This is a genomic window from Marinilactibacillus kalidii (assembly GCF_017599325.1).
Taxonomy (GTDB): domain Bacteria; phylum Bacillota; class Bacilli; order Lactobacillales; family Carnobacteriaceae_A; genus Marinilactibacillus; species Marinilactibacillus kalidii.
Map to the genome: position 1 here is coordinate 72324 of NZ_JAGFVM010000052.1, position 15760 is coordinate 88083.

Here is a 15760-nt window from a genome sequence, read left to right on the forward strand (position 1 = left end):
CTTTAGAATTGGAGGAAGTTATGTTTAATTCAGTAGACGCATTCACCAAAGAGTACAAGCAGCAGTTTCAAAATTTATATGCCTTCACATACGATCAAGGAACAAATGAGCAACAGTATATCGCCTTAGGAACGCTTATCAAAAATAAGCTTTCTAAAAATTGGAAAGCGACTCGTGAACAATACTTAGAAGATAAAGTGAAACAAGTTTATTATTTCTCGATGGAATTTTTACCGGGAAGACAATTGAAAAGCAATGCTTATAATATGGATATCCTACCTGTCATAGAAAAGGGGGTTCAGGCCTTAGGACTAGATTTTGATTATTTAGTTGAAGCTGAAGCCGACCCAGCACTCGGTAACGGTGGTCTGGGAAGATTAGCTTCTTGTTTTATGGATTCTTTAGCATCGCTTGGTATCCCTGGAAATGGAAACGGTATTCGTTATCAGTACGGTTTATTTCGCCAGAAATTTGTCGATGGGCATCAAGTTGAATTGCCCGAGTACTGGTTGCGTAACCAGAATGTTTGGGAGACAAGAAATGATCAGTCTGCTTATCTCGTTCGATTTGGTGGGCATGTCTGGTTAGAGATGGATCAACAAGGCCATTTGACTCCACAATATCAAGATACGCTAAACGTGTTAGCTGTTCCTTATGATACGCCAATGGTAGGATACAAAACGAACAAAATCAATAACTTAAGACTGTGGTCTGCAGAGATACCGGTAGAAGAAGAAGAAAACTACCGCTCTCTTCAAGAAATAGAGCCAATCAAAGAAATTACACAAGTACTCTATCCGGATGACTCGAACTATGAGGGAAGGTTATTAAGACTTAAACAAGAATACTTCATGGTATCCGCTGGCGTACAATCAATCGTAAAACAATTTAGAAAATATAATTTACCTAGAAAGTATTTTCCAGAAAAAATTTCTATGCATATCAACGATACACATCCCGCATTAGTCATTCCTGAATTGATGCGTATTCTGATTGATGAAGAGCATTTAAGCTGGGAACAAGCGTGGGAAATCACTTCAAAAACATGTAGTTACACTAATCACACGGTGTTAAAAGAAGCACTTGAGAAATGGCCAATCGATATGATGCAATCACTACTACCGCGTATATACATGATCATTGACGAAATCAATCGTCGTTTTGTAGAAGATACACTACCTTTATATGGTGAGGCCTTAACCTGGAAAACAGCTATCTTACAAGATGGCATGGTCAATATGGCGCACTTAGCGATTATTGGTAGTTACAGTGTGAATGGAGTAGCTCAGCTGCATACGGATATCTTGATGAATGATGTTTTAAAAGACTTCTTTACTTTATATCCAGGTAAATTCAATAATAAAACGAACGGGATTACACAAAGACGTTGGATGCATCTAGCCAATCCTGGACTAACAGGATTGATTGATGAAAAAATCGGAACAGAGTGGAAACAAAATCCAGCAGAATTAAAACTGTTAAAAGCTTTTGATAATGATGACCAGACTCTGGAACAATTGGCAGCAATCAAACTTGAAAATAAAGTGAAGTTAGCAAACTACATTGAAGAAGTTCAAAATCTCAAAGTCAGTCCTGAAGCAATTTATGATGTTCAAATCAAAAGATTGCACGCTTATAAGAGACAGCATCTTAACGCGTTACACATATTAGATCGCTATTTGAGAATTAAAGAAAATCCAACGATCGATATGCAACCGAGAGTCTTCATTTTCGGTGCTAAAGCGGCACCAAGTTATCTTTACGCTAAGCAAATTATTAAATTGATTAATGCTATTGCGCATTTAGTGAACAATGATCCTGACGTAGGGGATCGATTAAAAGTTGTCTTCTTCGAAAATTATGGCGTATCGCTCGCTGAAAAGATTATTCCAGCAGCAGAAGTGAGTGAACAAATTTCCTTAGCCGGCAAAGAAGCTTCAGGTACCAGTAATATGAAATTAATGGCGAACGGTGCATTGACTTTGGCAACCTTAGATGGCGCAAATATTGAGATCATGGAGTATGCTGGTAAAGAGAATCTCTTTACATTTGGTTTGACGAGTGATGAGGTCACGGCTTATGGGTTATCACAGTCGTATCACTCAAAAGGAATTTATGATTCGAATAAACGCGTGAATCGCGTGCTAAATGCATTAGTTGATGGCACGATCCCAGATGCACAAAAAGAAGGAGAAGCTGTATTCGATGCACTCGTTCATTATAACGACGAATATTTTGTTTTAGAAGACTTTGATGACTATGTTAGAGCACAAGATGAAATCGATCAATTATATGCAGATAAAAGAGAATGGAACCGAAAATCATTACTAAATATTGCAGCTTCTGCACCTTTTTCAGCTGATTACACGATTAAAAAATATGCAGATGAAATCTGGAAAGTGAAACCACAATGTACTGGTAACGAAGGCGTTCACCCATTAAATGAACCTATTTGATCTATCTATGAAAACCAAATGTGTACACTTATTGTCTATAAAACGATTTCGCTTTCAATTTGAACGGTTACTTGATAAACTATATCGTGCTCTATTCTATGTATAGGTAAAGGACGAGATAATGTGCGCAATCAATTTAAATTAACAGAATTTGGTACAACGATTAAACAAGAAGTACTAGCAGGAATCGTGTCTTTCTTTTCAATTTCTTATATTCTATTTGTTAATCCCAGTATTCTCGGTCAAGCAGGCATACCCGCTGAATACAGTGTGTTTTCCACGATTTTTATAGCAGCATTCGGAACCTTTTTAATGGGGGTCATGGCAAATGCGCCTATTGTAATGGCACCCGGAATGGGAGAGAACGCATTTTTTGCATTCACACTGGTAGCAGGGCTCGGTTTGACTTGGCAAGTAGGGCTTGCGGCCGTTGTCGTTGCAGGGTTATTATTCATTATTGTTGCTTATCTTGGTATTATGTCGCTATTCAGTGAATCGATACCAAAAGAGTTAAAGCAAGCGATCACGATTGGAATAGGTCTGTTTCTGATTCTGATTGGATTAGAAAATATGGGGATCATTGTTGAAAACCAATTACAGTTTAATCTTTTTGGGATTGTGGGATTGATTTTGGTGCTTATCCTGAAAAAGTTCAATGTAAAAGGTGGATTTTTAATCGGGATTTTACTAACAACGAGTTTTTATTGGTTATTAAATCTTGAGAATTTTCAACCGATCACTTTTGACTTAACGGCATTAGCGGGCTATCCATCACTTCTGGTAGCTCCAGATTACAGTCGTTTAGGAGATATTGAGTTTTGGCTAGGTGTATTTTCCTTGCTCATGTTATTGATTTTTGAAACGATTGGGATGTTAGAAGCTTTTCTTCCAGATCAAAAACGAATGAATCAAGGTTATAAGGTAGGGGCAATTGCTGGGTTTTTATCAGGTTTACTGGGCACAAGTCCAGCGATACCAGTAGCTGAAAGCGGGGCAGGTATTGCAGAAGGCGGCAAAACAGGCTTAACGGCCATTACGGCAAGTGTATTGTTTTTACTTTCAATTATTATTACACCCTTTTTAGCTTATATTCCTTCTGAGGCAGTCGGTCCAGTGATTGTCGTTACAGGGGGATCAATGATTATTGGCAACTTAGGTATTAAGGTAACTTCTTACCTAGATTGGGTGCCGTTGTTACTGATTGTCATACTGATTCCTTTCACGGGAAGTATTGTTGAAGGTATGGCGTATGGATTTATTGCTTATCCTTTAATCAAGTGGGTGACTGGAAGAAAGCAAGAAACGAATAAAGTATTATGGACAATTAGCTTATTGTTTTTACTTACATTGTTGACGACATTTTTAATATCATGATTTTAGTTTTATAAAAAAAGCGTTCATAGAGATTTTTATCTCTATGAACGCTTTTCTTTAATTATTTTTTTCAATGGGATAAGTAGCATTGTCTAATTCATCAAATAATACGTACTGCTCATTATCTTTTTTCTCGACCACTAATTGGTAACCGAAATGATCTCTCAAGACAAGACGATCGGGTGTTTCTTGTGGTAGAACAGTTTTAAGAGGTTGGGTATGGTATTTGCCGGTGCCCTTTGCAGAGATTTCCAGCGAGACATCCTGGAATGATTTTGGCATATCAACAGACCAGCTACCAACCAATTCTGATTCGTGGATCAATTCTTCCATTGTTTCTGGCTGAGTATGATTAGGTTTGATCCAACTAATGATTCTTTGTAGTAGAGATAACTGCTTCATTCTAGGATACTCCTTTATTAAATGTACGGCGTTTTTTACTATCCATAGTATACCGTGAATACCGTTGAAAAGGATATCAATACGATTACAAATGCAAGGTAATCATATAAGAGAATATGTCGAAATATTACAATAAACCTATATATTGTCTTAATTGGAATAGTGTTCTTACTAAATAGATTAAATGACTTATGAAAATTTAAATAACATATTCCAAACATTAAAGGAAACTGATTTTGAAAAAATTAGGATACAGTTTAAAGAGTTAATTAGTCATGGTAGAAAAAAAGCCACTCGCTTTGCGCGAAGTGGCTCTTTTACAGAAAATACATAACCTAGATCAGTCGTATTATAACTGAAATCTAGTAAAAACCATTCATTACCTTATCCTATCAGCCAGAAATAACCGATAACGACCAACCCAGCAACGATTCTATACCAGCCAAAGGCACTAAAGTCATTTCTGCGGATATAACTCAGCAAGAAACGAATGGCAAATATTGAAACGATGAATGACACAAGACAGCCGACCAATAAAACAGTTAATTCAGCAGACGTGAAGTCAAATCCAAATTTTGTCAATTTCAGTATGCTTGCGCCAACCATAATAGGGATGGAAAGGAAGAACGAGTACTCCGCCGCAATTGGACGAGCAGTACCAATTAAAATGGCACCAATAATCGTTGCGCCTGATCTAGATGTACCCGGAATCAAAGCAAGAACTTGGAACATACCGATAATCAAAGCAGTTTTGTAGGTCAAATCTTCCCAAGTCGTAATGCTTGGTTGCTTACCTTTGTTTTTCTTCTCAATCACAATAAAGGCAATACCGTAAATAATAAGTACAATTGAAACGGTGATCCAGTTATAAAAGTATTGATTGATAACATCTTCAAATAAGAAGCCGATGATTCCAGCAGGTACAACACCAACAATTACTTTGTACCAAATATTCCAAGTTTCTTGCTGTTGAGCAGCAGTTTTTGAAGGTGCGAAAGGGTTCAACTTATTAAAGAACAAGATAATGACAGCTAAAATGGAGGCAAGCTGTATAACAACAAAGAACATATCTTTAAATTGCTTACTTGCATCTAAAACAAGAAATTCATCGAATAAAATCATATGGCCAGTACTACTGACAGGTAACCATTCAGTGATCCCCTGAACAACGCCGAGGATGATTGCTTTAATAATCTCAAATAACATAATATGCTCCTATTCCTATTTTAAGTAGGTTATTTCAACTTATCTATCATACCGAATTTTCATCAAATTTCCAACCACTTAAGAAATTTTTATAAATAGATCTCTTGCAACGATATAAGAATAAAGGGCACATTCTTATTGGTTCATCTATGATAGAGAACTGTGGTAAAATAATGAATAAGGAAGTAAGCAGCAAGCACAATGCGTTTGCTTACATGAAATTAAAATAAAGAAAGTAGGGTTAAAAATGGGAATGTTTGATTTTTTAAAAGGAAATGGTGGCGAAGGTGAGTCAACATTAGCCTTGTCCAGTCCAGTTAATGGTAAAGTGATTGCAATCGAAGAGGTGCAAGATCCCGTTTTCTCTCAAAAAATGATGGGTGACGGTTTTGGTATTGAACCAAGCGACGGAGATATTTATGCACCAGGTTCTGGTAAAGTTGTGAGTGTTTTCCCTACCCAACATGCTGTTGGTTTGCTTTTGGATAATGGCGTCGAGGTGCTTGTACACATTGGTATTGATACAGTTGAATTAGAAGGTGCGCCTTTCGATACGTTAGTAAAAGAGGGTGACAAAGTCACACCGGACACAAAAATTTCAACTGTTAATCTTGAAGAGGTTGCAGCTGCCGGTAAAGAAAGTACAGTCATCATCGTATTCAGTAATATGGAACAAGTAGAGAAATTTGATTTAACAACAACTGGCGAAACAACAAAAGGAACAGAAATCGGTACCATTACTGCTAAATAAGCGCTAAAACGAAAAAGCAGCCATTTCTCTTATCGAGGAATAGCTGCTTTTTTTTATTCAGTTGGTCTTTCATAGGAAAAAAGTTTACCCATCGTAGCATACTGATTTCCAGATAATCGAGCTGTTGGATTTAATGCTTCTGGTAAAATATACTCTTTCTCGACATCAAATACCTCTTCAGCAAAATAAAAATCAGTAACTTTTAATAGAAGAAGATCGGTTACAATCTTTCCACTTTCATCCGGAACTTCTACATGTTGATGTAAAGTAGTCTCGAAGCGAATACGCGCGTCTTTGATACCGGGAACTTTGACGCTGCGGCTGTCGATCAACGATAAATTGGTGCGATCAATTTCACTCTCGTCGGGCGCTAAAGGCGCAGAGGTCTCGTTCATCTCTTTAGTAAGATCAACATTTACAATATGAACGACCGCTTCTTTTTGATCTAAAATATTTCTTGTTGTATCTTTAATCGTATTTCCAGAACGTAAAATAGCGACTGTTAGTAAAGGGAGCTGATTTGATGCTGCGCTAAAAAAACTATAAGGTGCAGCATTAACGATACCCGCTTCTTCGTTTAGGGAAGTTACCCAGGCGATCGGCCTGGGGATGACACTACCAGAAATGAATTTATATTGCTGTTTTTGATTGAGCTCATCTGCTTTGAAGTGATGCATATTAAACTCCTTCGAATCCGAAGTACTCTTTTTCAAACGTTTTTGTACTTCTTACAGTATCAATTGGACGTACCATATTCTCGATTTGCTCACGATGAGTCTCATATGCAGGTGGAAGTGCTAATTTTTCACCTAAAGTAGTATAATCTTCTTGGTGATCAATAAAACCAGGACCATCTGTAGCAAATTCAAATAAAACACCAGGATACATACGCGCATAAAGAGATTCAAAATAGAAACGATCGACATAACCTGAATTTGCATATCCCAATTCGCTTAGTTTTTCTGTCCATTGATCTAATGCAGAACGGTCATCTAAACGAAAGGCTACGTGATGGACATTCCCATATCCTTGGCGTGCTGCTGGAAGCATGGTGCTCTCTTCGATAATCAAGCGCCCACCATTTCCACCTTTACCCATTTCATAAAGCGTATATTGATGTTCTGTTGAAACTTTTCTAAATCCTAGCGTATCTTCAAGAACAGTTGCCATTCGATCGAAATCTGATACACGAACAATTACGGGACCTAATCCGTAAATAGCGAAAGCTTCTGGGACAGGACCATCTTTCCATGGTTTACCTGGAGCAACACCATCAAGGTTCTCGTCAGATACGAGTTGATACTGCTGTTCGTCAAAATCTTCGAATTGAATGGTCTTAACACCAAATTGCTCTTTTATTTCAGAATGTTTTACATTGTAGTGCTCAAAGCGTTTTAACCAATAGTCTAACGCGCGGTCAGACGGTACGCGGAAAGAAGACCTTGAAATGTCGTTTGTTCCTTTAGATCCTTTTGGATTGTTTGGAAAATCAAAAAAAGTCATGTCCGTTCCAGGATTTCCTTCATCATCAGCAAAAAATAAATGATATGTTTGGATATCGTCTTGATTGACTGTCTTTTTAACTAAGCGCATACCTAAAACATTGGTAAACCAATCATAATTTTTTTCTGCACTACTTGTCATTGCTGTAACGTGGTGAATACCAGTAATTTCTTGTATCATCATTATTATTCCTCCTAAGAATTTTCGTATTGATTAAATGTGATTAATCTATTTCCTAATTTTTCTAATTCTTCATCTATGGTCATTCCAGGCTTTTCCGTGGCAATTTCTACTCTAAGTCCTGACGGGCTTTGTACATATAGACTCTTAAAGTACGTTCTATCGATTAATTTCTCAACGGTATAACCAAGTCTTTCTGCACGGTCTTTGAAAACATCTAAATCTTTCGCTTCTTTAACACTAAACGCAAGGTGGTCAATCGATCCTCTACCGGTTCGAGTTCCTTCTTGCGTATTGGTCGAGAGAAAGTCTAAATGGAAAGGATAAGGTAGTGAATGTTGATAAAGATCAGATACACCAAGGAATGTTCGATAAAATTGTTGCTCTCTTTCAATATCGTTAGTGTGAATACTTGCTTTTATGATTCTAATCATTTGATGCTGGCTTGGTACAGAAGAAAGCGGATTGACTTGTTCCGAAGATAACTGCTCGTCCAGTTCTATCAAAGATAGTCCCATTCCATCGGGATCATTAAAGGATAAACGAGTCGGATTCTTCAAAAGCTCGAAGTCTATGTGATGGCTTTCTAATTGTTTTTTCCAGTATAGAACACTTCCTCTGGGAATAGCTAACGTAATCATTTTGTAGTAATGATCATTTTGATAATACTTTCCCATCTTGGGATAAATAAAAAAGCTTAGTAAGGTACCACTTGAACCCAAGTAATCTCCATAAAAAAGATGAGGGGTATGAAAGTTATCTTGGTGGACAGTTTGTTTTACTAGTCTTAAGCCCAACACTTGTGTGTAGAAGTAGTGATTTGCGTTTAAAGACTTAGCAAAGGCAGTAACATGATGAATTCCTTGTATAGCCGACATATAAATCACACTTTCCTAATCAAATCAGTCATAACGAAAGGGAGAATAGTTTGAAATTATTTATCTCGAATTCGTTGTAATTTCATTCTACAGTATTTTTAGAAAAAAGGAAACAAAAAGAGATGCTTTTTCAAGCATCTCTTTCGTGAAAGCATTTATTATGCAAATGTGACACAAACAACTTCAGGAGCATAAACATCTTTTTGTAAAAGTGTTAATTTTCCAGTTTTTGCATTTCTTTCAAACAATGTTAAATTATCCGAATCTTGATGTCCAACGACAACAAACTGATTCGTAGGGTCTATATTGAAATCACGAGGAATTTCCCCTTCAGTCGGAACATATTCAACAAGTTCTAACGTGCCATCTTCTTGCACAGCGAAAACAACGATCGAATCGTGTCCACGATTGGAAGCATAAACGAAGCGACCATCATCTGATATACGGATTGCAGCACCACCGTTAAAGTCTGTGTGATCATCTGGAATAGAAGATATGGTTTGAATATGAGATAATGTACCACTTTTTTCATCATACGTATAAGCTAAAATATCACTGCTTAATTCGCCGAAAACATAAGCAAGTTTTCCGTTCGGGTGGAATACGATGTGACGTGGTCCAGTCCCTGGTGCCACTGAGATAACATCTACTTCAGAAAGTTTACCTTCATCATTTACTTGATAAGTGATCACTTCATCTGTACCTAAGTCGCAGGCAATAAGATACTTATTATCTGGTGTAAGGTCAAAATAATGTGCGTGAGCCGATTGTTGATTTTCGTGGACAGATTTACCAGTGTGTTTAATCATATCTGTAAGCTCTAGATGACCTGCTTCATCCGTTTTGTATACTGCTACTTCACCATCGTGATAGTTCGCTGTGTAAACAAATTGTCTACTTTCATCATAAGCTACATAACATGGAGAAGATCCTTCAGAAGCATTAATAGAAGCCTCTTTGAAGGTATCATCATCATTCTTTTTGAATGAAACAATTCCACCTTGTCCATTTCCTTTCATAACAGTATATAAAGATTGCCCATCATTTGAGATATCGATATAAGTAGGATTACCAACTTCAGCAACAAGTTTGATTTCTCCCAGTTGTTTTTTTTCTTGGTCTAGTTCAATGCTATAAACACCTTTACTGTCTCGTTTAGTATACGTTCCTAATAAAACTTTTTGAGTCATGAAAAGACTCCTCCTTTTATTTTACGATTCGTAGGGTCAGTATACCAAAGTTTTAATAAATTATGAAACGGAATTCATTATAGATTCGTTGTAGGGCATCAAGGAGTCTGATTAACGGAGGAGTTAACAGATCGCTTTATGACTGGAATATGATAAAATGATAATTGAAGTGAGACATTAGAGAGGAACGATTAAAGATGAATAAAGGAGAACCGGAAAAACAGGTAAAGCCCCTTAAGCAATCATGGTTTTGGAAAAAAATTATCGACAATAAAGTCGTATCTATTTTATTGGTCAGTCTATTGGTCTTCCTTAATTTATTTATGATCAAACAGATTGCGGACTTTTTTAAACCGATTGAAATTATTTTGAGTATAATTGGTCCACCAATTGTATTTTCTACGATTTTTTATTATCTCTTAAATCCAGCAGTAGACTGGCTGGAAAAAAAGAAATTTTCTAGGAACTCTGCTATCGCTTTTGTATTTGCACTTATTATCGTCTTAATAATAATTGGAGTAAACTTCATTGTTCCAATTATTCAGAGTCAGTTAGAGTCGCTTATTGAAAATTGGCCAAGCTATTGGGACAGTTTAATGATGCAACTAGATGGACTGCTCGGAACTGAAATGTTTACAGATTTTATGGAGCAAATGGGTGATACTTCTTTGATTGGTAGCTTCAGTGGCCAAGCTTCTAGATTTTTTAATCTTACTGTAGGTGGTATCGGTAGCGTGATAGGGACGCTGACAAGAGTAGGGATTACAATCGTTACGACGCCGTTCATTGTTTTCTACTTATTGAAAGACGGAAAAAGATTGCCTGATCTTTTATTAAAAGTTGTACCGACTAAAGCACGTGAGAGTGTAAAAGACATTCTTGGGGATGTGAATAAACAAGTTAGTTATTATGTTAGAGGTCAATTGCTTGTTGCAGCTTCAGTAGGGGTAATGTTCTGGATAGGATTTTCTATTGTAGGACTAGACTTTGCACTCACTTTAGGAATATTTGCAGGTTTCATGAACTTGATTCCCTATTTAGGCTCATTTATTGCTTCAATTCCAGCAATCATCATCGCTGTAGTGCATTCTCCTTTAATGTTAGCAAAAGTACTCATCGTTTTTGCAATCGAACAACTATTAGAAGGAAGAGTCATTTCGCCTCAGATACTTGGCAATTCACTGAAGATCCATCCAATCAATATTATCTTTTTATTATTGATTGCCGGACGCTTGTTTGGCGTAATGGGCGTCATTTTAGGGATACCCGGTTACGCGATTTTAAAAATTGTCGTCACCAGAATGTTTACTTGGTATCAAAGAAAGTCTGATTTATATGAAGATACACTCCCGGAAGTCTCGGTTCCTATAACAGATGCAAAAGAATAAATCATAAAAAGAACCTTTGCTGAAAAGGTTCTTTTTTTTGGATTTAAAAATTCAATCGAATCACTTGATTTATGACACGGTGTCACATATAATACTAAAAGTATGCATTATGACACTATGTCACATTAGCCTCATTAAAGATCATTTCCAAGAAGTAGGAGGGGAAAACTTGCCAACTCAAACCTTTTTCAATTTGCCTGAGTCAAAAAGGCAACGATTGATTGCTGGCGCCATGAAAGAATTTACAGCAAAATCCTTAAATGAAGCGTCAATTTCAAATATTGTTAAAAATTCTGGTATTTCAAGAGGTAGTTTTTATCAATATTTTGAAGATAAGAAAGATTTATATTTTTATCTATTAGGAAAATTCAAATATAATTATAACCGTTTAATGGTGAAAAGCTTTAAAGAGGTCGAAGGTGATTTCTATGAAGGTTATCGTATTTTTGGTGATAAATATATTTTGTATATTATGGATTCAGAAAAATTTGGTTTTTTTAAAAATATGTACCTACACATGAATTACCAAATCAATCAAGAATCAGGCGCTAATATCATCGCAACGCCGGCAAATAACAAGACAGAGCGACCACTGGATGAGCGCGTAATTGATGTAGTGAAAAGAGAGCAAGTAAAAGCATGTAGCGATCAGGAATTTATTTCAATTTTAAGATATATCTTGAATATTTTGAACGATACAATCATGGAAGGCTTTTGGAAATCGCTAACCATCGAGCAAACGCAACAATTATTCGCAACGCGTCTGGAGTGGATGACTAAAGGCGTTTTAAGAGATACAACGCGTCAGAAAATGGAGGATGAAAGATGAGAAAAGTAGCAAAACTAATGAATCCTTGGAATGTTTTTATCACAGTAATGTTCATGGCCGTGCAAGTGGTGAGTATGCTTGCAATGCCAACGATAACAGCAAATATTATTGATTTTGGCGTTTCAGAAGGGAATATTGACTATATTTTGAGAAACGGTTTTTTCATGCTTGGTTTTACCTTGCTGACGATTCTTTCTGCATTGCTTAATGTTTATTTTGCTGCGAAAGAGTCGCAAGGATTGGGTGATAAATTAAGGAAAAAAATCTATCGTACAGTCATTTACTTTACGAATGATGAATTAGATCGTTTTGGAACATCTACGCTCATTACACGTGCAACAAATGATATTATGCAATTGCAATTTGTAATGATGATGGTCTTACGTACTATGATTCTAGCACCACTTTTGATGATTGGTGCAGGTGCGATGGCCTATTCTAGAGAGCCAAAACTGTCTTTTGTCTTTTTTATTACTATGCCGGTATTGGCAGGATTAATTTTATTTATTCTTAGATTTTCTAGTCCTTTATTTAAATCAATGCAAAGAAAAACAGACAATTTGAATCGCATTTTCCGTGAAGGTCTTACAGGGATTCGTGTTATTCGAGCGTTTAATAAAGATGCATACGAAAGAGAACGTTTTGATGAAGCTAACTGGGATTTTGCCCAAACATCGATTAAAGCTAATACCATCATGGCATTTATGATGCCTTCAATGGTATTAGCAGTCAGTGTTACGAATATTTTAATTACTTGGTTTGGGGCACAGTTTGTTTCTACAGGCGATATGCAAGTAGGGAATATGGTTGCTTTTATGACATATGCTATGCAAATCATGATTGGTGTCATGATGGTATCTATGGTTCTTTTCTTCTTACCACGTGGGCAAGTTGCGGCAGAAAGAGTTATGGAAGTGATTAATACACCGAATATAATCAAAGATCCAGATCAAGCTAAAGAACTATCAGATACAAATGTATCTCTTCAGTTTGACAATGTGACATTTAGATATCAAGGTGCGGAAGCAACTGCACTAGACAATATCGATTTCACGTTGAATAAAGGAGAAAGATTAGCGATCATCGGTGGAACTGGATCGGGTAAGACAACATTAGCTAATTTGATTCCACGATTGTATGAAGTCGAGAGTGGTCAGATCAAGGTTAATGGAATTGATGTTAGAGACGTGAAACAAGGAGAACTAAGACGTCTGATCGGTTTTGCGCCGCAGAAGGCTTTACTCTTTAGCGGAACGATTCGCGATAACATGAAATATGGTCGACCAGAAGCGACAGATGACGAAATCTGGCACGCGCTTGATGTAGCACAAGGAAAAGACTTTGTCTCAGGCTTGCCGAACCAGCTAGATTCTAGAGTAGAACAAGGCGGTGGCAACTTCTCAGGTGGGCAAAGACAGCGATTGAGTATTGCCAGAGCACTGGTAACGAATGCTGATATTTTAGTGTTCGATGATTCATTCTCTGCATTAGATTTCAAAACAGATGCCAAATTAAGAGAAGCATTGAAACCTGATACAGAAAATGCAGCTGTGGTGATTATTGCTCAACGGATTAGTACAGTGATTGATGCTGACCAGATTATTGTTCTAGATCAAGGTAAAGTAGTCGGAAAAGGAACGCATGAGGAATTGAAAGCATCAAATGATGTTTATAAAGAAATTATGGAATCTCAATTGAAAGGAGAGGACATTTAATGGCAAAAGGTGGAACTAGCAATGCTGCACATATGCGCTCAAAAAAAGCCAATAACTTTTGGGGAACTGTTTTTAGATTAGTTCGTTATATGTCTACTCGATTTTGGGCCTTACTCGCTACACTGGGTCTAGCCATAGCCGCGACCATTATGTCAGCGCAAGCACCGCACATTCTCGGTCGTGCTACAACAGAAATTTATAGAGGGTTACAAGAAGGTAAAGCCCTTCAAGACGCAGGCGAAACCATTGAACGATTCCCGATTGATTTCGGCGTTATTCAAAATATTGTCATTACGGTTGCTGTCGTTTATATCACTCAAGCCATTTTTCAATTCTTCCAACAATTTATCACTGCAAGAATTGCACAAAAAACGGTTTATGATATGCGTAAAGAGTTAAAAGAGAAAATGTCTAAGCTTCCAATTAAATATTATGACACACATTCTACGGGAGATATCCTTTCGCGTGCTGTAAATGATATGGACCAAATTGCAAATACGCTTCAACAGTCATTGACCCAATTCATTATCAGTGTTGTACAATTCGTTACCGTTTTTATCGTTATGACGCTAATTGATATTCGTCTGACGCTAGTGACAATCGTCACGGTACCAATCAGTTTACTGCTAATAGCTTTTGTTGCACCCAAATCTCAAAAACAATTTGCTAATCAGCAGAGAGAATTGGGAAATGTAAATGATCACGTTGAAGAAACGTTTTCTGGTCATACAGTGGTCAAAACCTACAATCGTGAAGAAGACGAAATTGAAAAATTTGATGCAAGAAGCTCTAGATTGAATGATGCTTCAAGAAAAGCACAATTTTTATCAGGAATTATGATGCCATTAGTCAGTTTTTCTAGAGATCTCGGTTACTTTGGGGTAGCGATTGTCGGGGGAATGGGTGTTGCGAACGGAACAATGTCGTTAGGTAATGTTCAGGCATTTATTCAATACGTCAATCAGTTCTCACAACCAGTTCGTCAAATTGCTAATTTGGCAAATACTATTCAAGTAACGATTGCAGCATGTGAACGTGTTTTCGAAGTCCTTGATGAAGAAGAAATGCATGAAGAAGCATCTGGATTTGAACCAAAACCTCATTCACCTTTCAAGGTTGAATTTGAACATGTGCAATTCGGATATAATGATGAACCAGAGGCGCCGTTACTCATGAATGATTTCAACTTAACAGTTGAACCAGGGGATATGGTTGCGGTAGTTGGACCTACTGGAGCAGGGAAATCGACGCTCATTAATCTATTAGAGCGCTTCTATGATGTTAAAGGTGGAAGTATTCGATTTGAAGGTACAGACACAAGAGATATAGATCAGTCTGAATTGAGAAAAAAATTCTCAATGGTTCTTCAAGATACATGGTCGTTTAATGGAACGATTTGGGACAACATTGCTTATGGTAGTGAGGAATATGGAAAAGATCGCGATCGGATACTTGCTGCGGCTAAAGCAGCCCACGTTGATGATTTTGTGAAACGTTTGCCAGAAGGCTATAACACAATCTTAAATGAAGAAGGTACCAATATTTCGCAAGGTCAGCGCCAATTGATTACTATCGCGCGTGCATTTTTAGCAGATCCAGAAGTACTCATCTTAGACGAGGCAACTTCTTCAGTAGATACGAGAACAGAAATACTCATTCAAAAAGCCATGAGTAATCTTTTAGAAAATCGTACAAGCTTTGTTGTTGCGCATAGATTATCAACGATTCGTGATGCAGACAAGATTATCGTGATGAACCAAGGAGATGTAATCGAAACGGGAAATCATGATGAACTAATGGAACAAGACGGATTTTATGCCGACTTGTATAATAGTCAGTTTTCTTCATATGAAGAAAATACGGCCTACGCATAAACGATATTCTTTAA

At 37.1% G+C, this 15760-nt stretch carries 13 protein-coding genes; 7 read left to right on the forward strand and 6 right to left on the reverse strand.

The features are described 5' to 3' along the window. Window positions 1-20 precede the first annotated feature (20 nt). Together J5J05_RS12300 and J5J05_RS12305 are read left to right on the forward strand one after the other, a co-directional pair. Entirely contained in the window at window positions 21-2456 is a 2436-nt protein-coding gene (locus J5J05_RS12300) for a glycogen/starch/alpha-glucan phosphorylase (RefSeq protein WP_208560957.1), read from the forward strand. A gap of 123 nt (window positions 2457-2579) precedes the next feature. Further along, window positions 2580-3830, forward strand: coding sequence for an NCS2 family permease (locus tag J5J05_RS12305; RefSeq protein WP_208560958.1), 1251 nt, complete (start codon window positions 2580-2582; stop codon window positions 3828-3830). Window positions 3831-3887: 57 nt separating this feature from the next. Here the strand turns inward: J5J05_RS12305 and J5J05_RS12310 are convergent, their stop codons facing one another. Further along, window positions 3888-4232: a DUF4828 domain-containing protein gene (locus tag J5J05_RS12310; RefSeq protein WP_208560959.1), complete on the reverse strand. Its 345-nt coding sequence runs from the start codon at window positions 4230-4232 to the stop codon at window positions 3888-3890. A 384-nt stretch (window positions 4233-4616) separates the two neighbouring features. Next, window positions 4617-5438, reverse strand: a complete 822-nt coding sequence (locus tag J5J05_RS12315; RefSeq protein ID WP_208560960.1) for an undecaprenyl-diphosphate phosphatase — start codon at window positions 5436-5438, stop codon at window positions 4617-4619. Between the two features lie 247 nt (window positions 5439-5685). On the opposite strand from J5J05_RS12315, the gene J5J05_RS12320 reads away from it, so the two are divergent. Then, entirely contained in the window at window positions 5686-6189 is a 504-nt protein-coding gene (locus tag J5J05_RS12320; protein WP_208560961.1) for a PTS sugar transporter subunit IIA, read from the forward strand. Between the two features lie 53 nt (window positions 6190-6242). On the opposite strand, the gene J5J05_RS12325 is transcribed toward J5J05_RS12320, so the two are convergent. The 4 genes from J5J05_RS12325 to J5J05_RS12340 all read right to left on the reverse strand — a co-directional run bounded on the left by J5J05_RS12325 (window position 6243) and on the right by J5J05_RS12340 (window position 9940). Then, window positions 6243-6866, reverse strand: a complete 624-nt coding sequence (locus J5J05_RS12325) for a flavin reductase family protein (protein WP_208560962.1) — start codon at window positions 6864-6866, stop codon at window positions 6243-6245. Between the two features lies 1 nt (window position 6867). Further along, window positions 6868-7872: a ring-cleaving dioxygenase gene (locus tag J5J05_RS12330; protein WP_208561012.1), complete on the reverse strand. Its 1005-nt coding sequence runs from the start codon at window positions 7870-7872 to the stop codon at window positions 6868-6870. A 14-nt stretch (window positions 7873-7886) separates the two neighbouring features. After that, on the reverse strand, window positions 7887-8750 hold the full coding sequence (locus J5J05_RS12335; RefSeq protein WP_208560963.1) for a VOC family protein: 864 nt from the start codon (window positions 8748-8750) through the stop codon (window positions 7887-7889). A gap of 158 nt (window positions 8751-8908) precedes the next feature. Next, complete coding sequence (locus tag J5J05_RS12340; protein ID WP_208560964.1) at window positions 8909-9940, reverse strand: lactonase family protein; 1032 nt, start codon at window positions 9938-9940, stop codon at window positions 8909-8911. 197 nt (window positions 9941-10137) lie between these two features. Here J5J05_RS12340 and J5J05_RS12345 point away from each other — a divergent pair, with 197 nt between their 5' ends. The 4 genes from J5J05_RS12345 to J5J05_RS12360 all read left to right on the forward strand — a co-directional run bounded on the left by J5J05_RS12345 (window position 10138) and on the right by J5J05_RS12360 (window position 15746). Further along, entirely contained in the window at window positions 10138-11328 is a 1191-nt protein-coding gene (locus J5J05_RS12345; protein WP_208560965.1) for an AI-2E family transporter, read from the forward strand. A gap of 169 nt (window positions 11329-11497) precedes the next feature. Continuing rightward, window positions 11498-12157, forward strand: a complete 660-nt coding sequence (locus tag J5J05_RS12350; protein ID WP_208560966.1) for a TetR/AcrR family transcriptional regulator — start codon at window positions 11498-11500, stop codon at window positions 12155-12157. Next, window positions 12154-13872, forward strand: a complete 1719-nt coding sequence (locus tag J5J05_RS12355) for an ABC transporter ATP-binding protein (protein WP_208560967.1) — start codon at window positions 12154-12156, stop codon at window positions 13870-13872. Before J5J05_RS12350 ends, J5J05_RS12355 begins: the two co-directional genes overlap by 4 nt. Continuing rightward, a complete protein-coding gene (locus J5J05_RS12360) occupies window positions 13872-15746 on the forward strand; it encodes an ABC transporter ATP-binding protein (protein WP_208560968.1) in 1875 nt (624 codons plus the stop codon). Before J5J05_RS12355 ends, J5J05_RS12360 begins: the two co-directional genes overlap by 1 nt. The last annotated feature ends 14 nt before the right edge of the window (window positions 15747-15760 follow it).